Annotated in this window: 21 protein-coding genes, 1 tRNA gene and 1 pseudogene; 15 read left to right on the forward strand and 8 right to left on the reverse strand. The window is 52.3% G+C overall.

What is annotated here, in order from left to right; all coding sequences use genetic code 11:
• The first annotated feature begins 3 nt into the window (after positions 1-3).
• The 5 genes from pheA (at position 4) to CXF87_RS15265 (ending at position 6,643) form a co-directional block, all read left to right on the forward strand.
• Positions 4-1,095, forward strand: coding sequence for a prephenate dehydratase (pheA, locus tag CXF87_RS15245; protein ID WP_008957324.1), 1,092 nt, complete (start codon positions 4-6; stop codon positions 1,093-1,095).
• Positions 1,096-1,100: 5 nt separating this feature from the next.
• Positions 1,101-3,380: a bifunctional prephenate dehydrogenase/3-phosphoshikimate 1-carboxyvinyltransferase gene (locus tag CXF87_RS15250; RefSeq protein WP_101147282.1), complete on the forward strand. Its 2,280-nt coding sequence runs from the start codon at positions 1,101-1,103 to the stop codon at positions 3,378-3,380.
• On the forward strand, positions 3,373-4,071 hold the full coding sequence (gene cmk, locus CXF87_RS15255) for a (d)CMP kinase (protein WP_101147194.1): 699 nt from the start codon (positions 3,373-3,375) through the stop codon (positions 4,069-4,071). The genes CXF87_RS15250 and cmk overlap by 8 nt, the downstream gene beginning before the upstream one ends.
• A gap of 183 nt (positions 4,072-4,254) precedes the next feature.
• Positions 4,255-5,934: a 30S ribosomal protein S1 gene (gene rpsA, locus CXF87_RS15260; RefSeq protein WP_008957327.1), complete on the forward strand. Its 1,680-nt coding sequence runs from the start codon at positions 4,255-4,257 to the stop codon at positions 5,932-5,934.
• A 334-nt stretch (positions 5,935-6,268) separates the two neighbouring features.
• On the forward strand, positions 6,269-6,643 hold the full coding sequence (locus CXF87_RS15265; RefSeq protein ID WP_101147195.1) for a histone-like nucleoid-structuring protein, MvaT/MvaU family: 375 nt from the start codon (positions 6,269-6,271) through the stop codon (positions 6,641-6,643).
• 77 nt (positions 6,644-6,720) lie between these two features.
• On the opposite strand, the gene CXF87_RS22140 is transcribed toward CXF87_RS15265, so the two are convergent.
• Positions 6,721-7,176 carry a hypothetical protein gene (locus CXF87_RS22140; RefSeq protein WP_232774944.1) on the reverse strand — a complete coding sequence of 152 codons (456 nt, stop codon included), beginning with the start codon at positions 7,174-7,176 and terminating at the stop codon, positions 6,721-6,723.
• A gap of 90 nt (positions 7,177-7,266) precedes the next feature.
• Positions 7,267-7,578 (reverse strand): annotated as a pseudogene (locus CXF87_RS22145) (helix-turn-helix transcriptional regulator); the annotation flags it as partial.
• Between the two features lie 357 nt (positions 7,579-7,935).
• On the opposite strand from CXF87_RS22145, the gene CXF87_RS15275 reads away from it, so the two are divergent.
• A complete protein-coding gene (locus CXF87_RS15275; RefSeq protein ID WP_101147197.1) occupies positions 7,936-8,280 on the forward strand; it encodes a hypothetical protein in 345 nt (114 codons plus the stop codon).
• A gap of 45 nt (positions 8,281-8,325) precedes the next feature.
• Here the strand turns inward: CXF87_RS15275 and CXF87_RS15280 are convergent, their stop codons facing one another.
• The 6 genes from CXF87_RS15280 to pilB all read right to left on the reverse strand — a co-directional run bounded on the left by CXF87_RS15280 (position 8,326) and on the right by pilB (position 14,104).
• Entirely contained in the window at positions 8,326-9,201 is an 876-nt protein-coding gene (locus tag CXF87_RS15280; RefSeq protein ID WP_442906375.1) for a DNA replication terminus site-binding protein, read from the reverse strand.
• 50 nt (positions 9,202-9,251) lie between these two features.
• On the reverse strand, positions 9,252-9,485 hold the full coding sequence (yacG, locus tag CXF87_RS15285; protein ID WP_008956862.1) for a DNA gyrase inhibitor YacG: 234 nt from the start codon (positions 9,483-9,485) through the stop codon (positions 9,252-9,254).
• Positions 9,486-9,518: 33 nt separating this feature from the next.
• Positions 9,519-10,121 (reverse strand): dephospho-CoA kinase, encoded by a 603-nt coding sequence (coaE, locus tag CXF87_RS15290; protein WP_101147199.1) that lies wholly within the window; start codon positions 10,119-10,121, stop codon positions 9,519-9,521.
• Positions 10,122-10,216: 95 nt separating this feature from the next.
• Entirely contained in the window at positions 10,217-11,062 is an 846-nt protein-coding gene (locus CXF87_RS15295; RefSeq protein WP_101147200.1) for a prepilin peptidase, read from the reverse strand.
• A 48-nt stretch (positions 11,063-11,110) separates the two neighbouring features.
• Positions 11,111-12,343: a type II secretion system F family protein gene (locus CXF87_RS15300; protein ID WP_101147201.1), complete on the reverse strand. Its 1,233-nt coding sequence runs from the start codon at positions 12,341-12,343 to the stop codon at positions 11,111-11,113.
• A gap of 3 nt (positions 12,344-12,346) precedes the next feature.
• Positions 12,347-14,104 (reverse strand): type IV-A pilus assembly ATPase PilB, encoded by a 1,758-nt coding sequence (pilB, locus tag CXF87_RS15305; protein WP_101147202.1) that lies wholly within the window; start codon positions 14,102-14,104, stop codon positions 12,347-12,349.
• Between the two features lie 242 nt (positions 14,105-14,346).
• On the opposite strand from pilB, the gene CXF87_RS22300 reads away from it, so the two are divergent.
• The 9 genes from CXF87_RS22300 to CXF87_RS15350 all read left to right on the forward strand — a co-directional run bounded on the left by CXF87_RS22300 (position 14,347) and on the right by CXF87_RS15350 (position 22,628).
• Positions 14,347-14,829 (forward strand): pilin, encoded by a 483-nt coding sequence (locus tag CXF87_RS22300; RefSeq protein WP_101147203.1) that lies wholly within the window; start codon positions 14,347-14,349, stop codon positions 14,827-14,829.
• Between the two features lie 119 nt (positions 14,830-14,948).
• Positions 14,949-15,377: an anti-virulence regulator CigR family protein gene (locus tag CXF87_RS15315; protein ID WP_101147204.1), complete on the forward strand. Its 429-nt coding sequence runs from the start codon at positions 14,949-14,951 to the stop codon at positions 15,375-15,377.
• Between the two features lie 94 nt (positions 15,378-15,471).
• Complete coding sequence (locus CXF87_RS15320) at positions 15,472-16,287, forward strand: inositol monophosphatase family protein (RefSeq protein WP_101147205.1); 816 nt, start codon at positions 15,472-15,474, stop codon at positions 16,285-16,287.
• Between the two features lie 138 nt (positions 16,288-16,425).
• Positions 16,426-16,502, forward strand: a tRNA-Pro gene (locus tag CXF87_RS15325).
• Between the two features lie 147 nt (positions 16,503-16,649).
• On the forward strand, positions 16,650-17,252 hold the full coding sequence (locus tag CXF87_RS15330) for a DUF1819 family protein (RefSeq protein WP_035586310.1): 603 nt from the start codon (positions 16,650-16,652) through the stop codon (positions 17,250-17,252).
• A gap of 128 nt (positions 17,253-17,380) precedes the next feature.
• Positions 17,381-18,004 carry a DUF1788 domain-containing protein gene (locus CXF87_RS15335; RefSeq protein ID WP_198556115.1) on the forward strand — a complete coding sequence of 208 codons (624 nt, stop codon included), beginning with the start codon at positions 17,381-17,383 and terminating at the stop codon, positions 18,002-18,004.
• A 145-nt stretch (positions 18,005-18,149) separates the two neighbouring features.
• Positions 18,150-21,842 carry a BREX system P-loop protein BrxC gene (gene brxC / locus CXF87_RS15340; protein ID WP_101147206.1) on the forward strand — a complete coding sequence of 1,231 codons (3,693 nt, stop codon included), beginning with the start codon at positions 18,150-18,152 and terminating at the stop codon, positions 21,840-21,842.
• Positions 21,843-21,987: 145 nt separating this feature from the next.
• The gene (locus tag CXF87_RS15345) at positions 21,988-22,248 is read left to right on the forward strand and encodes a type II toxin-antitoxin system Phd/YefM family antitoxin (protein WP_008956850.1); all 261 of its coding nucleotides are present in this window, start codon (positions 21,988-21,990) and stop codon (positions 22,246-22,248) included.
• Positions 22,248-22,628, forward strand: a complete 381-nt coding sequence (locus CXF87_RS15350) for a type II toxin-antitoxin system VapC family toxin (RefSeq protein WP_101147207.1) — start codon at positions 22,248-22,250, stop codon at positions 22,626-22,628. Before CXF87_RS15345 ends, CXF87_RS15350 begins: the two co-directional genes overlap by 1 nt.
• Positions 22,629-22,686 lie beyond the last annotated feature (58 nt).

The following is a 22,686-nucleotide window of genomic DNA, read 5'->3' on the forward strand; positions in this document are numbered from 1 at the left end:
ACCATGTCCGACACGTCGATCAATCTGGATGAGCTGCGCCAGCGAATCGATCAGCTCGATAGCGATATTCTGAATCTTATCAGCGAGCGCGCCAGTTGTGCCCAGCAAGTGGCGCATGTGAAGCTGGCCGAAGATAAAGATGCGGTGTTCTACCGCCCTGAGCGAGAAGCGCAGGTGCTGCGGCGCATCATGGCCTTGAATAAAGGCCCACTTGATTCAGAAGAGATGGCGCGCTTGTTTCGCGAAATCATGTCGGCGTGTTTGGCACTTGAACAGCCGGTTAAGGTGGCCTACTTAGGCCCTGAGGGCACTTTCACTCAGCAGGCGGCACTCAAGCACTTTGGTGAAAGTGCGGTTAGCCTGCCTATGGCAGCCATTGACGAAGTGTTTCGTGAAGTTGAGGCGGGCGCCGTGCATTACGGCGTGGTGCCGGTGGAAAACTCCACCGAAGGGGTGGTCAACCACACTCTTGACACCTTTATGGACTCTTCCATCAAAATTTGTGGCGAGGTGGTGCTGCGTATTCACCATCATCTGCTGGTCAGTGAAACGACCCGCCGCGATAAAGTCTCGCGTATCTACTCGCACCCGCAGTCGTTTGCCCAGTGCCGTAAATGGCTGGATGCTCACTATCCCCATGCGGAGCGAGTGCCGGTTTCCTCTAATGCGGAAGCGGCTAAGTTAGTCAAAACCGAGTGGCATAGTGCGGCGATTGCAGGTGATATGGCGGCCAAGCTTTATGGGCTTGAGCACATTGCCGAAAAAATTGAAGACAGCCCGGATAACTCCACGCGGTTTTTGATTATTGGCAACCAGGATGTGCCCATGGCAGGAGAGGATAAAACCTCTATTGTGGTTGCCATGCGCAATCAGCCGGGTACTTTGCACGCGTTGCTGGAGCCGTTTCATCGCCATCAGATTGATTTAACGCGCCTTGAAACACGTCCTTCGCGCACTGGTGTGTGGAACTACGTCTTTTTTATCGACTTTAAAGGCCATCGTGATGAGCCCAAGGTCGCGGCGGTGCTTGAAGAGGTGCAGCTGCGGGCGGCGGACTTACGTGTGCTAGGTTCCTACCCGATAGGCGTGCTGTGACGTTAATGGTCGAAGGCAGCGTAACAACATCATCTTGTCATGAGTCGCGCTTACTAATTGTGGGTCTGGGCTTGATTGGTGGTTCGCTTGCGGCAGCACTGCGCGCTTCAGGGTTTAAGGGGCAAATCGTTGCCTGTGATCCTGATAAAGATGAAATCGCCCGCGGTATAGAGATGGGGCTGATCGACTCAGGTGGCACCCATCTTACGGAGCAAGTGAGTGGCGCTACGATGGTGGTGCTGGCTGTGCCGGTGCTGGCAATGGAAAGTGTAATGGCCCATTTGGCGGGTGCCCTGGCATCTGCGTCACCGAGTGTGGTTATTACCGATGTCGGTAGTACCAAAGCCACTATCCGCGCCTGCGCCCAAAGAGTATTTGGTCAAGTGCCTACTAATATGGTGTTAGGGCACCCCATCGCCGGCTCAGAGAAAAGCGGTGTGGCGGCGGCGAATCCACGCCTTTATGTGGATCATAAGGTGATACTTACCCCCGAGCCCAACGTAGATGCCGACGCTTTGCAGCGCGTCCGTTGCTTATGGGAAGCCTGCGGTGCCGATGTTCTGGAAATGGACGTAGAACGCCATGATCAAGTGCTGGCGCGGACGAGCCATTTACCCCATCTGCTGGCGTTTTCATTAGTGGATACGCTGGCACGCCAGGATGAGCGGCTAGATATTTTCCGTTACGCAGCGGGCGGTTTTCGCGATTTTACCCGTATCGCGGGTAGCGACCCGGTGATGTGGCGGGATATTTTTATCGCTAATAAGCAGGCGGTATTGGCATCGCTGGATGATTTTGAAGCAGGGCTTGAGCGACTGCGTCATGCGGTAGAAACCGGTGACAGTGACGCGCTGATAGCCACCTTTGACCGGGCAAGCCATGCCCGGCACTATTTCGACTCTTTATTGAACAAAACCAGTTACCAGGCGGAATACCATATGCAACCACAAGGTAAGGTTACCTACCGTGTGCAGCCGGGCGGCCAAGCCCAGGGACGTTTGCGCGTACCCGGTGATAAATCCATGTCGCACCGATCCATTATGCTGGGGGCGCTGGCAGAGGGCGTCACTGAAGTTAAAGGCTTTCTGGAAGGCGAAGATAGTCTGGCGACGCTGCAGGCGTTTCGCGAAATGGGTGTGGCGATCGAAGGCCCGCATCAGGGTAAAGTCACCATTCATGGTGTGGGTATGCACGGCTTAAAAGCGCCCGCGGGTCCGCTCTATGTAGGCAACTCGGGCACCGCCATGCGGCTGTTTTCCGGCCTTCTCGCGGGTCAGGCGTTTGATAGCGAGCTGACGGGCGATGAGTCGCTGACCAAGCGCCCCATGGGCCGCGTGGCTGACCCGCTACGCCTAATGGGGGCCACCATTGATACTGCGGAAGGCGGACGCCCACCGCTGAAAATTCACGGCGGCGCTAATCTTAAGGGCATTCATTATGATATGCCCATGGCCAGTGCTCAGGTGAAATCCTGCCTGCTGTTGGCAGGGCTCTACGCTGAAGGCGAAACCCGTGTACGTGAGCCAGCGCCCACACGCGACCACACCGAGCGTATGCTCAATGGTTTTGGCTATACGGTTTCTCGTAAAGGCGATACCTGCTGGCTGCAGGGAGGCGGTAAGCTAACAGCGGGCCCGATTGATGTGCCTTCTGATATCTCTTCTGCAACGTTTTTCTTAGTCGCGGCGGCTATCACTCCGGGTTCTGATATTACCCTTGAGCATGTAGGCATTAATCCCACACGAATTGGTGTCATCAATATTCTTATCCTGATGGGCGCGGATTTGACGCTTGAGAATGAGCGCGAAGTCGGTGGCGAACCGGTAGCCGATATTCGGATTCGCTACGCACCGCTGAAAGGAATTGATATCCCAGAAGAGCAAGTGCCGCTGGCAATTGATGAATTCCCTGCACTGTTTATTGCCGCCGCCAACGCCGATGGCGTGACTCGCCTAAGGGGTGCCGAAGAGCTGCGTGTCAAAGAGTCTGATCGCATCCAGGCGATGGCCGATGGCTTGGCTGTGTTAGGTGTACAGCACACCGTCGTAGAAGACGGCATCGATATTGTTGGCAATGGCGATGCGCAAAAAGCGAGCTACGACGGCGGGCGTGTCGATAGCCTGGGCGATCACCGTATTGCCATGGCGTTCGCGATTTCATCACTGCGGGCGAGTGCAGAAATCGAGATTGAAGACTGCGCCAATGTGGCGACCTCTTTCCCTGATTTCGTTGAATTAGCCACACGCATTGGTATGAGCGTTAGCGTGGAGGGGGCGCATGAATGATCGCGCTTCCGCTGTTCCAGTGCTCACGATTGATGGCCCTGGCGGGGCGGGTAAAGGCACCATTAGTGGTTTAGTGGCGGAACGCCTGGGCTGGCATCTGCTGGATAGTGGCGCACTTTATCGGCTGACGGCTCAAGCAGCGGTTAAGCATAACGTAGCAGTTGACGATGAGGCTGGGCTTGCCCGCTTAGCGGAGCAGTTAGATGTCGCTTTTCCGGTTGAAGATGGTCAGCCACGAACGCTGCTAGAAGGTGAAGATGTTGGTCTGGTGATTCGTACCGAGCAGGCTGGGGAGCGTGCCTCGCAAGTAGCGGCGCTTCCTGCCGTGCGTCAGGCTTTGCTGCAGCGCCAGCGCGATTTTTGCCAAGCGCCAGGGTTGGTGGCTGATGGCCGCGATATGGGAACCGTGGTCTTTCCCGATGCCCCGCTAAAGATTTTTTTGACGGCAAGTGCCGATGAGCGGGCACGTCGGCGTCATCTGCAGTTGCAGGAAGCCGGGGTGAATGCTAGTCTTTCGAGTCTTTTAAAGGAGATTCAGGCACGCGATGCACGCGACACGCAGCGCAGTGTGGCTCCTCTCAAGCCGGCAGATGATGCCATTACGCTTGATACCACGCGCCTGAGCATACCGGAAGTGGTTGATCGACTGACCGAACTGCTCGCCCAAAGAGGGCTGGTAAGCGGCGTGTGATTCTCCCTTGCGGCGTTTTTGGATAGGTGTCACGACGTGGCAGGGCACTAAACTCACATCGGTGAGCCCGGTCAGGTCTAACCAGCGTTAACACCTCCAAAGGCTGAGTGACAATAGGCCCGCACTTGCTGGTGGTGCGGAGAAGGCATTTATGCCTCAACAACGTAATTACGTAGGAACACCATGAGCGAAAGCTTTGCTGAGCTGTTTGAACAGTCTCTTAACGACATCAACATGGAGCCAGGCGCTATTGTCGCGGCTCAGGTTGTCGACATTGACGGTGACTGGGTTACTGTCAACGCTGGCCTAAAATCTGAAGGTCAGATTCCGGCGTCACAATTCCGCGATGAACACGGTAACCTGAACATCGCTATCGGTGACGACGTGCACGTTGCACTTGAAGCCGTTGAAGATGGCTTCGGTGAAACTCGTCTGTCCCGTGAAAAAGCCAAGCGCGCAGAAGCTTGGAAGATTCTGGAAGCAGCCTTCGAGAAAGACGAAATCATCAAGGGCGTTATTAACGGTAAGGTTAAAGGCGGCTTCACAGTTGAAGTTGACTCTATCCGTGCCTTCTTGCCTGGCTCGTTGGTTGACGTTCGTCCGGTTCGCGACACTGCGCACCTGGAAAATAAAGAGCTGGACTTCAAAGTCATCAAGCTTGATCCGAAGCGCAACAACGTTGTGGTATCACGTCGTGCGGTTCTGGAAGCAGAGAACAGTGCCGAGCGCGAAGCGCTGCTGGCAACTCTGCAAGAAGGCCAGCAGATTAAGGGTATCGTTAAGAACCTGACAGACTACGGCGCTTTCGTAGACCTAGGTGGTGTTGACGGCCTGCTGCACATTACAGATATGGCGTGGAAGCGTATTAAGCATCCGTCCGAAATCGTTGCCGTTGGCGACGAGATCAACGTCAAGGTTCTGAAGTTTGACCGTGAGCGCAATCGCGTTTCACTGGGTCTGAAGCAGTTGGGCGAAGATCCGTGGGTCAACATTAAAGAGCGTTACCCAGAAGGTATGAAAGTACACGCAGTCGTCACTAACCTGACTGACTACGGTTGCTTTGCCGAGCTGGAAGAGGGTGTTGAAGGTCTGGTTCACGTGTCTGAAATGGACTGGACTAACAAAAACATCCATCCGTCTAAAGTCGTTCAAGTGGGCGATGATGTTGACGTCATGGTGTTGGATATCGACGAAGAGCGTCGTCGTATTTCTCTGGGTATCAAGCAGTGTACTGCTAACCCGTGGGAAACCTTCAACACTGACTACAACAAGGGCGATCGCGTTTCAGGTACTATCAAGTCGATCACTGACTTCGGTATCTTTATCGGCCTAGAAGGCGGTATCGACGGTCTGGTTCACTTGTCTGATATTTCTTGGACTGATACTGGCGAAGAAGCCGTACGCAGCTTTAAGAAAGGCGACGAAGCTGAAGCTGTTATCCTGTCTATTGATCCTGAGCGTGAGCGTATCTCGCTGGGCATCAAGCAGATGGATTCTGACCCCGTTGCTGAGTACTTATCAGTCAACGATAAGGGCAGCATCGTAACGGGTCGCGTCATTGAAGTTGATGCTAAAGAAGCTCAAGTTGAATTGGCGACTGACGTTATTGCTGTGCTGAAAGCCTCTGAAATTAGTGCTGATCGCGTAGAAGACGCGCGCAATGTACTGAATGAAGGCGACAGTGTAGAAGCCCGTATCGTGAGTGTTGATCGCAAGAGTCGTCAGATTAACCTGTCGGTAAAAGCGAAAGACCAGGATGATACGCGTCAGAACCTGAAGAAAATGCGTGAGCAAGAGCCGGAAACTGCGGGTGGCCCGACTACAATCGGTGACCTGATCAAGCAGCAGATGGGCCAAGACTAATTATCGATTAGTTATTGGTTGATAAAAGCGCCGCCCTTATGGGCGGCGCTTTTGTTTGTAAGTGTTGAATGCTGCTAATAGATGACACATAAATTCACATAGCAATGATGAGCTATTAGGGTTATAAAACACTTTAAATAGCAGTTGTGTTTTTAAAAAACGATTAGTAATTGAGTAAAAATCAACTAGACTGTTGTCAGTTACTCTTTTTACAGCAATAATGTCCCAGCATTCTGAACTAGTGGGTGTCAAGGTTGTCAAGTTAGCACCTAAGCCAGTTGAACCCCTTTCAGTTGGACCCCGTTCAGTTGGATACGATACTAAAGGAATCCCGATGTCATTACTTAACGAATATATCCAAAAAGAACAGCAGCTGAAGCAGCTTCAAGAAGACCTGCAGCGCTTAGAAGGCGATCAGCGCCTTAAAAGCGAGTTGGAATTCAAGGCCAAACTTGAAGCGCTTATGACTGAGTTCGGCAAGCGTCCTAGTGACGTCATTGCTTTATTAGATCCCGCTTCTGACCAGCGTGGTGTTAAAACGACGGCAAGTGGCAATGTGCGCCGTAAGCGTCGTCTGAAAATTTACAAAAACCCTAAAACTGGGGAAGTCATCGAAACGCGCGGTGGTAATCATAAAGGCCTGCGTAGCTGGAAGGATGAGTATGGCGATGAAGCCGTCGAATCCTGGCTGGTTCGCATGGAAGATTAAGAAACTTAATAACCGGCATTTCTTTACAGAAGTGCCGGTTTTTTTTATTACCTCTGACCAGCGGTGCCTCAAGAACGTTATCTTTCCTGCTCACCTATAAGCGGGAGCCGAAGCTCTAAATAATGTGCTTTCCATAAGACCTGAGGCGGTTGGCCGCTTACGTGGAAGCTATCCTGACTGTAAAGCAAGTGCGCGATGGTATGCGCCAATGCATCATAAAGATCAGTTAAATCGCCAAAGCGCGTACTTGAATAATAGTGGGTTGGAATGTCGACCCGCCGATAAGGCACCGGGAGGGCAATGTCTTGAGCGTTATCGGCTTGTTCAAGGTAAAGACCTACGTCTGTGCGGTTAGAATGAAAATAATCATTATTAAGCGCATCCACTTTGGCCGATAGTATATCAGGCAGTGAAATAGTGGTTGTCGATAGGCGTAATCGCGCCTGTAAGCAGGCTAGCTGCTTGTTGTGATAGCTTGCATCCCCTAGCCCTTTAATATGCTCGGGAGCTTGATAGAGGCGCATTAGGATCATTTGGCGGTCACTGGATTTTTGGATGTCAGTTTTGAAGCCCGGATTAGGCATTGAGCGTGACAATGCGCTTTTTAGTGATTGCCGAAAATCGCGTGGCCTGAGCTGATAGTGACGCTGAAATGCGCGTGAAAAGGATGAATGATTATGATACCCACAACGTATCGCAATTTGCGCTATATTGAGAGGCGTAAGGGCTAACAATACAGCCGCCCGCTCTAGCCGTCTCTTTTCGCGGTAGGCGCTAGGCGAAATGTGAAAGCTTTGGCGAAATTGGCGCCGTACTTGGGAAGACGAATAACCAATATGGTTAGCAAGGTTTTCAATACCGAGTGGCTTATCAAGTGTGTCCTGCAGCCAGATCTCAGCTCGTGTCATCGCGTTGAACATTATCTGGCCTCTCATGCGTGAATCGTACAGGTCGTTCTTATCTCGCCTGTAGTGCACTCTCCCAGTGCGTTAATGTTTGGTAACCTAGCTGAATAGCAAATGTTCAGCGTCTAGATGAGCGTTGAATCTCTATTCAGGCTACTTGTGGCTATGTTGATGCTAAGCATCAATTTTTGAGTTACCGCTGACTGTGGCGTATTTGATAAAGTGTTTGTCACCATCGTGTGCCTAATGATGTTGTCTTTATGCTGGCAACAGGGTGGCAAAGGCAAGTTTGCTCGTTATCTTTACGCGTTTGTGCACAGTTTTTGCAAAAAATGCTACGTTTGTAGCCATGTCGACCATTTCAAGTAAGGTGTAAATGAAACATCGATGAAATATCAAAAGGTTCAAAAGCCGGTAGATGAGCGTGAGAAACTGCGTAAATTCCGTGAATTAGACGATGCCTTTGCGCAGGCGTTACGTCAGTTAGACGATCCTGATAGCAACTTTGATATACCGACGGGGCCGCCGGTACGATCGCTTGCGGCATTGGAGCAAGATGATGTAGAAACAAAGCAGAAGGAACAACAAGACGAGCAGGAGCGTGTGTTTAAACAGCGCTTTGAGGCTCTGCTGAATGAGTATGGTATTGACCAGGGCGATCTGGCTGAACTGGTCGAAACACTACTTGGCTATGGGTTATGGCAGCAGGATCAAGTGCCAGGCAGGGAGTAAGGGCTAGGTAGTTAGCACCTCTACAATATCCTACGTGTGGTAATGCTAGCGGTAGCGGTAAACGCGCAAACTCGGCAGAAATACATCTGGCTCAAGCTTTTCATCGCGCCGTCGTGCCCGTGTGCGGGTAGTGGGGGGCTGTAAAGCGGGCACGTTTATGTGTGGCAGCCGCTGGTTATTGTCTGGCACGAAGATAGGCATGGCCGCATTCAGTGCTCGCCTTGTATGTCCATCATCGAGTGGCTCGGTAAAAAATAGATTTGCCCGCATAAGGGGAGCTTGCGTTTGCACCTGGGCGAGCACTTCGCCGCTTGGGATGCCTGCTAGTTTGCGTAGTTGAATACGGATATGCGGTGCATCGGTATCGAGCTTTAAAAGCTTTTGCTCAGCCTCTTGAACGGTCAGCCGCTTTATGGAGCGACCACTGCTATACCACGCAAAGCGAACCCGTGACACGGGCGCTTGCGCGATGGGCAGTTGACGCCAACTCTGCTTAAGGTGCAGGCGGGCAAGCCCATTGCGCCTTAACGCTTCATCAACGTAGGGATGTCGTTGTGGCAGACGGCTTTTGGCGTCGCTCAACGTTTGTGGAAAAGCCTGTTTAATATGTTGCAGCAGCTCAGCAAAACTTTTTTTGGCTTGATTAACGGCGTCTACCGCTGTCAGTAATTCATCATTAGCAGCCACAATGGCAATGTAATTTCGCGTTTCGCGACCATCCTGATCTTGTTCATGCCACATATCGAAAAGCGCTTCTCGCAGCCAGTGGCGAGAGAGTGTTGCTTGATGAAAGACCCACGATGCCGGTTGCTGCCGTTCAAAAAGCGAAACAGCGGTCTCAATCATGTCAATTAAAGTGTCAAACTGCTGCTCCAGCTGAAGCAGCAGATGATAGGCCGAGGGCGATGGTTGATCAGGCATTGTTGTAGCCATGTGGATTGCGGGACTTAAAACGTTGGTTGCTTGGTGCGTTATGAGAGCGGCGCATCCTTATCGGCTTGCGCCAACAGTGTTTCAATATCAGCTTCATCCATCGCCGATTCGCCCGATATACGGTGCGACTCATCGGCCCACGCACCTAAATCTAACAGTTGGCAGCGTTTGCTGCAGAAAGGCCGATAGGTGCTCTCAGGTAGCCAAGGCACGCGCTTAGCGCACTGAGGGCAACTAACTTCAAGCGGGGAATCGTTTGCAGGGCGAACCATAAAAACTCCAATTGCGTTAACAGGGGCGATATCTCAGTCGTTAAGCAGCTGACGGTAGCGTTGATCCAGCCGCACCACTTGCTCCATCATGCTGGCATGGTCACCGCGGTTATCTATCACGTCATCTGCTTGTGCTAGTCGTTGTTCGCGGGAAAGCTGGGCGGCGAGAATAGCATGCACTTGGCTTTCGCTCACCCCATCGCGTTGCTGGGTTCTCGATAATTGTAGCGCTTGTGGTACATCGACAACGACCGCTCGGTTGGCTAGCGCATTTTGGCCCGACTCAAATAGCAGCGGTGATACCAGTAGCACATAAGGCGCGCCTTGTGTTTTAAGCTGCGCTAAGTGCTGCAATAGACGTTCTCTTATTTTGGGGTGTGTGACTGATTCTAGCCATTGTCGCTGCTCTGGATCTTTAAAAATAATATCGCGTAGGGCCGCGCGGTTAAGCGTGCCATCATGATGCATGACCTGATCACCGAAGCGGTTTTTAATGGCTAATAGTGCCGGTTCGCCAGGTAGAACGATTTCTCTGGCGACATCATCAGCATCGACCGAGGCAGCACCAAGTGTTTCAAAGGCGCGCGCAACAGTCGATTTGCCCGACCCAATGCCACCGGTTAATCCGATAATCATCTGCTGCCTCATTTAGCTCGGTTTTCAATAATCCAAATTCACTAGCTCAGTTTTAATAGCCAGTTTTTAATAACCAAAATAACAATAGTTAAACTTTACATAAGCAGACTGAGATACAGCGCCATTAGCTCATCGCCAACTAATAACGCTACCCAACCCGCGAGGGCAAGAAAAGGCCCAAAGGGTAGCGGTTTGCCACGTAAGCGAGGCGCGCAGGCCTGAGCAGTCAAACCAACCACCGCGCCAAGCCCTGCGGAAAGTATCAAGATAAGCGGTAAAAAGCTCCATCCTAGCCAGGCACCCAACGCTGCCAGCAGCTTAAAGTCGCCAAAGCCCATACCCTCTTTCCCGGTGACGAGTTTGAACAGCCAATAAAAACTCCATAGAGAAAGATAGCCCACCATCACGCCAATAACGGCATCGGGGAGCATAAACGGCTGAAAGAGTAGCTGAAAAAGTAAGCCTGCCCATAGCAGCGGGAGCGTAATGACATCCGGCAATAACTGGGTACGAAAATCGATCACGGCGAGTGCTAACAGCATCAAGCAGGCGCCGTAAATAAACAATGACTCTGCAGTGAGACCATGGAGTGCCAGTACCGCTAATGCCAGTAGGCCACCGGCCATTTCCACCAGCGGATATTGAACACTGATGCTCGTTTGACACTCTGCACACCGCCCGCGGCGTTTAATCCAACCAATCAAAGGCAGGTTGTCGTGCCAGGCGATCGGGGTTTCGCAGCGGGGGCACAGAGAGCCTGGTGTGGCTAAATTGAAGCGTGGCGAGTGTTCGTTATCCAGTTCAAGCGCTGCACGCGCCTCCCGGCGCCAATGGCGCATCAGCATGACCGGTAGGCGCGTGATAACAACATTAAGAAAACTGCCTAAACAGAGCCCTAAAAGTAAAACGATAAACCACACGATAAGCGGAGGGTGGTGCATGTAGCTCCTTAGGTTTCTTTAATGTGATGTTATTGGCAAGCTTGAAGCTTAGAGAGCAGACCCTAAGTCGAAGATGGGTAGATACATGGAGACAACAACGCCGCCGACCAGCACACCCAGTACCACGATAATAACGGGCTCCATTAGCGAAGTGAGTGCATCGACTTTATTGTCGACTTCTTCTTCGTAATAATCGGCGACGCGGTTCAACATGGCATCCAGTGAGCCCGCCTCTTCGCCAATGCTAACCATCTGGATCGCCAGAGGAGGAAAGCGGTTAGTCATCCGCATGGCGAAGTGCAATTGCTGCCCGGTCGCCACGTCTTGACGCGTTTGAATCACCGCGCGTTCGTATACTTTATTCCCCGTGGCACCGGCGGCAGTATCTAAGCCCTCGACTAGCGGCACGCCTGAGGCAAAGGTGGTGGCTAATGTGCGCGAGAAGCGAGCAATGGCAGATTTATGCATAATATCGCCGATTATCGGTAAACGAAGCAGTAAGGCGTGCATGCGGTAAGCGACCTTAGCAGAACGCTGAATGCTCATTTTGAGCAGTAGTACTGCGCCAATCACCGCACCCAGCGCCACAAGCCAATAGCGCTGGGCAAGCTCGGACAAATTCACGGTCATCTGGGTAAGTGCGGGAAGCTCCGCGCCGAAGCTCTGAAACATGCTTTCAAATTCAGGCACCACTTTGATTAACAAGAGCATGGTCACTGCGATGCCAATGGTCATAACAGCAGTAGGGTACCAAAGCGCTTTCTTTACCCGTGCTTTGAGCGACTCTACTTTCTCTTTATAAGTCGCAACACGATCAAGCATCTGGTCGAGCGCACCTGACTGCTCACCAGCATTAACAAGATTAACAAACAGCCGGTCAAAGTGTTTAGGATGGCGGCGTAGTGCGTCGGAGAAACTAGATCCTGACGACACATCGCTCATTAAATGCTGTACGAGAGCAACCATGGCGGGTTTTTTTAAGCTCTCGGCCACTACCTGCAGCGCCTGTAGCAAGGGGATGCCCGCTCGAATCATGGTGGCCATTTGGCGCGCAAAGACCATGACATCATTAGGATTAATACGACCGCTGCCGCCCAGGTTGCCCTTTTTAGAAATGCGCCGGATAACGATGTTCTGCTTGGCAAGCTCAGCCGCTACTTCAGCTTTGCTGCGGCCAATCATTTCGCCGCTTAGCGGCCTATCTTGAGGGCCTTTACCTACCCATTTCCAGCGCGATAGTTTGATGGCGGGCGTTGGGCGTCGACGTGCCGTTTTAGCCATGCCTTACTCCTTGCTCACTCGGTTAACCTCTTCCAGGCTGGTAATGCCCTGCATGACTTTCAACAAACCACTGCGGCGAAGGCTGGGGTAACCTTCTTTACGTGCCTGATGATCAATATCTAACGCATTAGCGTCGCGCATAATTAACTGGTTCATTGCTTCGGTGATGGGCACCACCTCATAAATGCCAATGCGGCCTTTATAGCCCTGAGTGCAATGTTTGCAACCTACCGGCTTATAGATACTCGCTTGCTGTATTTCATCATTATTAAACCCCTCTTTACGTAGCGCTTCGTGAGGAATATCAATGGGCTCCTTGCAATGCTTGCAAAGTTTGCGAGCTAGACGCTGGGCGATAATCAGACTAACGGCGCTAGCAATGTTAAATGAGGAGACGCCCATATTAGCCAAGCGTGTGAGTGTTTCAGCAGCCGAGTTGGTGTGCACGGTAGAAAGCACTAAGTGGCCCGTTTGCGCGGCCTTAACGGCAATTTCAGCCGTTTCAAGGTCACGAATCTCCCCCACCATTACTACGTCAGGGTCTTGGCGTAGAAACGCCCTTAACGCACTAGCAAAATCGAGGCCGATTTTAGGCAATACATTTACCTGGTTGATACCCGCTACTTTGATTTCAACCGGGTCTTCGGCGGTACAAATATTGCGCTCAATTTTGTTAAGAATATTGATGCCGGTATATAGCGAAACCGTTTTACCGCTACCGGTAGGACCGGTAACCAGAATCATGCCTTGAGGCTGCTTCAATGCCTGCTCGTAATGACTACGCTGCTCATCGGTAAAGCCCAGCTGCTCAATGCCTAACTGAGCGGCGGTAGGGTCTAAAATCCTGAGCACCAGCTTTTCGCCATAAACAGTCGGCAACGAGTTAACACGAAAATCAAGCGAGCGGGTGCGCGATAACTTGAGTTTGATCGCGCCATCTTGTGGCAGGCGGCGCTCTGAAATATCAAGGCGAGCCATGATTTTTAGGCGGGCGGCAATGCGGTTGCGCATGGCAAAGGGTGGGCGTGCCACTTCTATCAGCATGCCATCCACACGAAATCGTACCCGATAGAGTGTTTCGTAGGGCTCGAAGTGGATATCAGACGCACCACGGCGAATGGCGTCTAACAATATCTTGTTAACAAACTTAACGATGGGGGCGTCTTCGCTATTTTGCGAGGACTCTTCAAGCGGGACTTCGCTACCATCGTTACTTTGTACTACGTTCAGCGAGCTTACCGCATCGTCAATATCATCAAGCTCATCGAACATGCCGCGTTCGTTTTGCGCAAGGTAGTTATTCAGCGCGACTGTAATTTGGTCAACAGGCGCAAGAACACCTTCAACGCTAAGGCCCGTGGCAAACTGTAATTCATCCAGTTGCGTTAACGTGGCGGGGTACGGCACCGCGACGGTAAGGCGATGACCATGGCGCGCTAACGGTAGAATATTAAGGTTCTGCAGCACTTTGATGGGATAGTCAGCGGCAGGTGGGAGTGTATTTAAGCGCAACGCCTCTAAATCAACGACCGGAAGCCCATACTCCCAGCCAGCTGCCACGGTGGCTTCGATAGCATCTACTAAGCCGCTCTCAATAACATGCTGAAGTAGCGATATTTCCAGATCTGACGCGGTTGTTTCCGCCGTTGCGGCTTGGGCATCGGTCAGCAAGCCGTGTTTCACCAAGCGCTGAGCAATGCCGCGTAGGCCACCACGAGCTGCGGCGTGGCTTAGGGTCGACTCAAAAGGGGGTTGGCTCATCAAAAAAACCTGTTTTACATCGGCGTAGGCGCACTACTTGTACCATAAACTAGCGGTTGCGGGCACTACATAACTGGTCATTCAAAACTGCTCAAGTAGTAGGCGACTGAGCCGATAGCGTTTAGAGAACCTGTTGTAAAAAGGGATCACGTAAGCTAGTGTAACTCTTATTATCTCTAACTCTTTTTAAGGCTTATCATTCCTTATAAAGGCTTGCCCTTTCCCCCTTAGGAGATGTCTTCATGCAGAAATCTGCACAACCCAACACCCGCAGCACGAAACAGGGCGGTTTTACGCTTATTGAGCTGATGATCGTGGTAGCGATTATTGGTGTGTTGGCGTCAATCGCTGTGCCGCAGTATCAGAACTACACAGCCCGTGCACAAGCGAGTGAAGGGGTTACTGCTACAGGTGGTGTAAGAACTGATATTGCAGAGCAATATTCTATGCGCAATAAACTCCCTACATATGAAGAAATGGGAACAGCTACAACTGGAGATAGCACGGGTGATTTGGATATCTCAGGTCGCTATATAGAATCAGTGGCCTATGGCGGGGGTAATACTGGCGCTATTGAAATTACATTTACACAAAATAGCGCTCTGAATGGAGCACAGATGAACTTATTGCCTGATGATGAAAATCCAAGCAATGGGTGGATATGTGAATGGGACTCAGCGGATGCTGAAGATAGCTGGCTGCCAGCTGGTTGTCGTCGTGAGTAGTAAATCATATATTTAATATCGTATCGATTAAGGGTCCTTCGGGCCCTTTTTTTATTTCCATACTTCCTGCTTATTCACTCAGTAGACTGTAGGCTCTTACCTTAAGCGAGGAGCTTACAGTGAACCCCATCAAATTGATTGCCATGAGTTCGCTTGGCGCACTGCTACTCAATAGTGCTGCCTTTGCACAACCTGACCATGCGCCGGCCCATGGCGCTCGTGACAAGGGCCAGCAGCATGAATCCTATCGGCCTGGAAACACCCGTGATGAGCGGGTTGATTTACCCCGTATTAATGAGCGTGAACTACGCCAACTACTGCGTCAGCATGATGCGCCGCGAGCCGAAGCATTGCCGCCGGGTATTCAGCGCAATTTAGAGCGCGGTAAGCCATTGCCGCCAGGTATCGCCAAGCGCTTTGATGGTCGGCTAGCTTCTCAATTACCTCAATACCCAGGCTATGAATGGGAGCGTGTAGGTGCTGATGTGGTCTTGATCGAAGCAGCCACACGCGTTGTGGTAGATGTTCTGGTCGATGTTTTACGCTAACGACCATGGTGGGAAGTCGGCATGACTCGAAAATTACGTCTCGGCGGCTTATGGTAGAAGCTCTTAGCATCATCGCCTTCTAAAGGGAGATTCAATGAGCGACTACACATTAGCTGCACGTCTTGAGCGGGCTATTTCTATCGCCGAAGAAGCCGGGCAGATGATCATCCAGGCGCGAGAGCGGCAAGGTTTTTCACAGCGGTTGAAAAAAGATAATGAGCTGGTCACCGATGTGGATGTCGCGGTTGATCAGCTCATTAGCCAGCGGCTTGAAGAGCATTTCCCTGGTGAAGCACGGCTGAGTGAAGAGCTCGCCCCCGAGAGCGCTGTGCATGTACAGGCGCCGCAGCTTTGGGTAGTGGATCCCATTGATGGCACTGTCAACTTTGCGCAGGGGTTGCGCCACGTGGCGGTGTCAATCGGCTGGATGGAAGAGGGCATTGCTAAGGTAGGTGTTGTTCACGCACCGTTTCTAGGCGAAACCTTTAGCGCCAGGCAAGGCGGTGGGGCTTTTTGCAACGATCAGCCCATTCAACCCAGCAGTGCGGATTCACTAGCGAACACCTTGGTAGGAACAGGTTTTCCCTACCGTAAAGAAGGGCGTAAGCACCTTTTAAAGCGGTTAGAAGCGGTGCTTATTGAATGCCAGGATATCCGTCGTAACGGGGCGGCGGCACTCGATTTGTGCGATGTCGCCTGTGGTCGCTTAGATGCGTATTACGAAAGTGTCTCGCCTTGGGATTTTGTCGCGGGCTGGGTCATTGCACGAGAAGCCGGGGCGCGTGTAGGACACTTATATGAGCCGCCTAAATCGGTGCCAGAAGACCTTTATCCCGAGCACTTGCTAGTGGCTGCACCTGGTGTCTATGACGCAATGGCCTATCTGCTGCTCGACGCTGACCAAAGCTAACGAGAAAGGGCGGATTGCATTAAGTTGGTGAATGACAAATACTTGAAAAGAAAGCGCTATAAAGGCTTTTCATTTATGCAAGAAACCGCTAGTATACGCACCGTCTTGAGGCAAAGATGTAGCGTCCAATAAAGACAGCGGAGCGTGGCGCAGCTTGGTAGCGCGTTGCAATGGGGTTGCAAAGGTCGCAGGTTCGAATCCTGTCGCTCCGACCAAGAACATATAAAACGGTCACTTAGCTAATTGCTGAAGTGGCCGTTTTTGTTTGGTTAGATTTTAGGTAGTAAATAGGTGACATTCGTCAGGAACTCTTTTCTGAGGCTTCTTCATTATCGTATTTTAATTTAAATGGTAAATTGCTTGTGACGCTTTCGTTTAGCTACAACTCAGACCTCATTGGTGGTGGATTGATGGTGCGTGAAAGCCGTGCAGTTGCAGCGCTATTGCTGGATGAGGTAGACGAAGCACACTGGCATCAAGCTATCATCGTTGAAAACCGGCTACAGAAGAATCGCCCAGCGACAGCCAAGCGTGCAGCGCAGGCCATCCGTAAACGCTTAGAGAAACTGGAACCCTCTTTTTGGAAAGCCCTGCACGATGGAGACGATCAGCTAGCGTCACAGGTATCGTTTTGTGCTGCCATGGCACGCAACCTGCTGATGGTGGAGTTTCTTGAAAGCGTGGTGGCCGATGCGTTTTTAACGCGGTCTGAAAAGCTTCAGTCCTATCAGTGGGATGAGTTTCTTGCCGAACGTGCTAACCGCGATGCAGCGATTGCTACCTGGGCAGAAAGCTCAAGGCGCAAAATGGGTCAGGTAGTGTTTCGGATGCTGACAGAGGTCGGCATATTGGATTCCAGTCGATCGCGTCGACTTCAGTCTTTCTTGCCCCGCCCCGAGCTGAAGATGCTGCTTGAAACCCACCGCCATACCCGATTGCAAAATTGTCTTCAAAAATTGCGCTAAGCATTTATCTGTTGGAAAAACTCATTATTGAACTAATGAAAACTAAGTAGACCTTGCGGCTATGACTGTAAGCAACGTAATCTTGCCCGCAATATGCCCAAAACAAGCCCGACATAGAGACGCTCCGCATGTCACATAATGAGCAGCACCTATCACCTACCAGCGTTATGTTCCATGAGGATGACCAGCTTCGGGCACGATTAAACCAAGTCGCCGAGAAAATCGCTCGGCCGGATTTTTTAGCAGGCCAAGGGTTAGGTAACGAAATTGGCTTCTGGATTTTTGATTACGCTCCAGAGCACGAGCTTCAGGTACGTGCCTATCTGAACTTCCTTCCTTCGTTAATGGCGCGCCAGTACGCCCATGTCAAGGTGGCGCAGGTTAACTTGCTTCAAGTGCTCAAAGACTATCTGACTGAGCGTGGCTTTCTTGATAAAGCCATTGCCATGCAGAAAAACAAAGGCGATGCAGCGCTGCTTAAGGCGCTGCGTGGGCCACTGCACATGGATAAGTTCGCCCCTTATCTGATCCGACATTCTTTGTCGCATGATCCTGATATCGTGCTATTAACCGGTGTCGGTAGCCTATGGCCAATGGTACGAGCGCATAGTTTGCTGAACGCTCTGCATGGCCCGTTAGGGCATAAGCCCTTGGTGCTGTTTTACCCAGGCCGCTACGATGGGCAAACGCTTACCCTGTTTAATCAGATTAAGAGCAATAACTACTATCGCGCTTTTGCGCTCGTGCCCTAGCACTGGAAACGAGCACCAGATAGCAAACCGTGCAGAGTGTTACGTTCACACGGTAATTGCTGTTACCAAGCTGCGGGATCTTCGCGGTTTAGGTAACAGTCTATTTTTAAAAAGTTTGTAGGGCTTATACATTTACAGGACTGATATGCGCATTCAAGAGCTTTTCCTCAAGCCGCTCAGCCGGTCAATCAATGGTGTTGTAAAGGCTGATCAGCGTGACCAGGAAACCATCTACCAAGAGCTAGATGAGTACGTGGTCACCAATGAGTTAGAAAAGCACTTCCGCGCCTTTTTTGAATCCTACACCACCCCGCTAGACGACCCCTCCATTGCTAACCGGGTAGGCGTCTGGGTTAGCGGTTTCTTTGGGTCGGGTAAATCCCACTTTTTGAAAACGCTCTCTTATCTGCTTGAAAACACCGAAGCTTTTGATGCCAACGGCCATGCCAAGCGGGCGGCGGATTTCTTTGATGAGCAGAAGCTGGTGGACAGCTCCATACGGGCTGATATCACCAACGCGGTACGCGAACCCGCCCATGTGGTGCTATTCAACATCGACAGTAAGGCCAGCTCTAACGACGATGGCAACCCCATCCTCAACGTCTTTCTGCGCGTATTTAACGAGTACCAAGGCTTTAGCTCGGATTACCCGCACATTGCCCACATGGAGCGCCACCTAGAGAAGCGCGGTGTGTATGAGACCTTCAAGCAGGCGTTTAATGACGCCAGCGGCATGGCGTGGGAAGAGGAACGGGACGGCTATCAGTTTTACCAAGATGACATCGAGCAAGCGATTAGCGTTGCGTTAGAGCTTTCCCCGGAAGCTGCCCATAAATGGTTTGAAGAGTCAGAAGCCAATTTTAGTGTTTCAGTGGAAAACTTCTGCCACTGGGTGAAAGAGTTTTTGGAATCCCGATCATCCACCCGGCGCATGGTATTTATGGTGGACGAAGTCGGCCAGTTTATTGGCAGCGACACGCGCCTTATGCTCACCCTGCAAACGCTCACCGAAAACCTGGGCACGATTTGCGGTGGTCGCGCTTGGATTGTGGTGACGTCTCAGGCGGATATGGACGCAGTGCTAGGCGAAATGACCGCCTCAAAAGCCAACGATTTCTCTAAGATCGCCGGACGCTTCAAAACCCGCTTATCGCTCTCAAGTTCCAACTCTGACGAAGTCATCCGCAAGCGCCTGCTGGTGAAAACCGACCCGGCACGCGCTGAGCTGGAAGGTGTGTTTGAAGCCAAAGGCTCTATCCTGCGTAACCAGCTGACCTTTGATCGTTCCGGCCCCACGCTGAAAAACATTGAAGGCGTGGATAGCTTTATCGCCAATTATCCCTTCGTGCCGTACCACTTCCAACTGGTACAAAAAGTCTTCGAAGAGATCCGCAAGGTAGGTGCCACCGGCGCGCATCTCGCTTATGGTGAGCGCTCAATGCTCGATGCTTTCCACATGGCCGCCAAAGCCGTGCAAGAAAAATCGATTGGCGCGCTGGTGCCGATGCACTGCTTTTATACGGCGATAGAAGGCTTCCTTGATACGGCCGTAAAACGCACCATCGACCAGGCCAGCGAAAACCCCGTGTTAGAGGCGTTTGATGTCGAAACGCTGCGCACGCTGTTTATGATCCGCTATGTGGATCTCGTCAAAGGCACGGTCGACAACCTCATCACGCTCTCGCTGACTCAAATTGACGACGACCGAATTGCTATTCGTGAGCAATTAGACGCGACCTTAGCGCGACTAGAAAAAGAGAGCCTGATTACGCGTAATGGCGATGAATACCAGTTCCTCACCAATGAAGAGCGCGACATTACCCGCAAGATCAAACAAACCGAAGTCACCAGCAGCGACGAGAACAAAGAGCTTTCCAGCCTGATCTTCAAAGACCAGCTGCGTGACCGCAACAAATACCGCTACCCGGTCAACAAAACCGACTACGGCATTGGCCGCTACCTGGATGGCCACACCCTGGATGGCCGCTATCAAAGCCAGCTAAGGGTGGAGGTGGTCTCACCGCTGGATGTGGAGTACGTACAGCTAAGCGAAGCGGGCTGCATCCACAAAAGCGGCGATAACGGCGGACAGGTGCTGATTAAACTGCCCGACGATAAGCGCTTTACCGACGAACTGCGCACGCTGTTAAAAACCGACAAGTTCATCCGCTTGAACCTATCGGCCAACGACCACAGCGTCGAGCGCATTCTGGCCGACCGTGGCCGGGAAAACCAAGAGCGTAAAAAACGCCTACGTGTTCGTCTGGAAGAAATGCTATTAGATGCAGACGCCTATGCGCTTGGCCAAAAGCTGGAACTCAACCGCAGCCAGCTAAGCACCCGCCTGGATGAAGCCTGCCGCTACCTGCTGGAAAACACCTACAACAAGCTGGGCCAGCTGACGGTGCTTAACCCAGAGCCTATGCGTGAACTGCAAGCCGTGTTAACAGCCGATGATATTGGTACGCAAAACCTTAACTTAGACGGGGAGGAGGGCAACGCCCAGGCAGTAAAAGAGGTGGAGCAGTATATCTCGCTGCACAGCGGCGAACCCGTGCCGCTTAACCCGCTTATCGAACGTTTCAGCAACCGACCTTTCGGCTGGCCGGAAGGCGAAACGCTGCTGATTCTAGGCCGCCTGCACGCCGCTGGCCGTTTGACCTTCCACACCGCAGGCCCCGCGCTCAGCGGTAAAGAAGCCTTCGAGCTGCTTAATAACGCCCGCCGACGCAGTGAAGTACGCATTCAGAAAAAGCGCCAAACTGAAGATGCAGTGCTGAACAAAGCCCGCAACCTCACCAAAGACCTGTTTGGCCAGCTAGGCCCCGCCAGCGAAAAAGAGCTATTCAGCTACTATGTGGATCGCTTATCTCGCTGGCGCCGGGAGCTAGACGCGTACAAAAGCAAAACCGATGTGGGCAATTTCCCAGGGCGAAAAGCCATTGAAAGCTCGCTGCTGGAAGTAGAGCGCCTACTGCGCCTAGACGACAGTTTCGACTTCTTTAAAGCAGTGGCCAGCCAGCAGGAGACGCTGCTCGATTTAGAAGAAGACTACCGCGACCTAAGCGACTTCTTCACCAAGCAGCTCACCACCTGGCAGCAGCTGGAACAGGCGCGCGTAAGGTTTGGGGTTAACCACCTGGAGCTAGAAAAACACCCCGAGGCCCAGCAGGCACTGGCCGAGTGTGAGTGCATTTATAGCGCCGATGCCCCCTACGCCATGTTGAACAAAGTAGATGGCCTGGTGCGAACGTTGGATGACATTAATACCCGCTTGGTCACCGAAAAACGCGAACACGCCATTGCCCGTATCGACACGCGCATCGCCAAGGTGAGCGCTGAAATTGCCAAAAGTGGCATTGGCAACGCCGAACTCAGCAACCGCTTGTTGCACCCGCTGCAGCAGCTCAAAGCGTCGGTCAATCAGTCGGTCAGCATCGCCCAGATCTACCAACTGCAAACAGAAACGGCCGTTGAGCAAGAAGAAGAGAGCCTGGATGCGCTTCACAACGCCCAGGCTGAGGTAGCCAAGCGGCAGCCGCCCGTGCCTACGCCTGCTGGAGGCGACTCCACCGCGCCGACGGCCACCCCAGGCAGCCAACCGCCCGCAGGGCACACGGCGGCAAGAGATAAAACTTACGATCCCCACACCGCAACAGCCCCAGCAGCAGTCAATGCCCCCAAACCCGTGGCAAGGGTACGCGTCAGCGACGTACTCAGCCGCGTGCATAGCGGTGTGTACCTGGAAAGCCAAGCGGAAGTGGATGCGTTTATGGAAGAGCTGAGAAAAGAGCTGGAAGGGTCGCTTTCAGCGGGCAAACGGGTACAGGTGCGGTAGTGTTCGATGATGTTTGTTGACAGTGGCAACGATTAACGCCAAGCCTAAGCATCCCGGTTGGCAGGGTGTCGACGAGCAGGTTACACTTTAAAAATAACCCGTTCAGCCGCGTCGGGTCTGAGCGATACCGCAGAGGTGAGTCATCATGCATGCCAACGTCAAGCAGCTGCGCTTGCAAACCAAAGCTTTGATTGCCGCTACCCAGCGTGGCGAGACCGTAGAGATCACCTTTCACGGCAAGCCCTGTGCCCGCCTGGTGGGGGTGGCGTCTGCCACGCCTGAAAAGCGCTCGGCCCCCAACCCGGCGTTCGGCCTCTGGGCGGATCAGGGCGAGGCAAGCGCCCAGGAGATCGACACCCAAGTCCGCCGTTTGCGCGCGCCTCGCTCCTTCGAGGGCACCGACTGATGCTGGTGGACACGGATGTACTGATCTGGAATCTGCGCGGCAACCCCGCCGCCGCCCAGCGCCTGGATGACGCGCCGGGTTTCTGGCTCTCTGCCGTCACCTATATGGAACTGGTGCAGGGCATGCGCAACAAGCAGGAGCTAAGGCAGCTACGTCAGGCACTGATCTACTGGCAAGCAAGCATCCGCCATCTGGAAGAGGGGATATCCTCGCGTGCCATGTTTCTGGTCGAAAGCTATGCGCTCAGCCATAACATGCAAATGGCCGATGCCCTGATTGCCGCCACCGCGATGGAGGCAGGGGTTCCTTTGCTCACCGCCAATGACCGCCATTACCGCTATATCGATGGCCTGGAGATCGACGTTTTTCGCCCTGAATAGTTTGCCCTGAGTAAATCATCACTTGGCGCAGTAATGCCCACAATAAGCTACCGTCGCG

The sequence above is a fragment of the Halomonas sp. MES3-P3E genome (assembly GCF_002836035.1).
GTDB classification, from domain to species: Bacteria; Pseudomonadota; Gammaproteobacteria; order Pseudomonadales; family Halomonadaceae; genus Vreelandella; species Vreelandella arctica.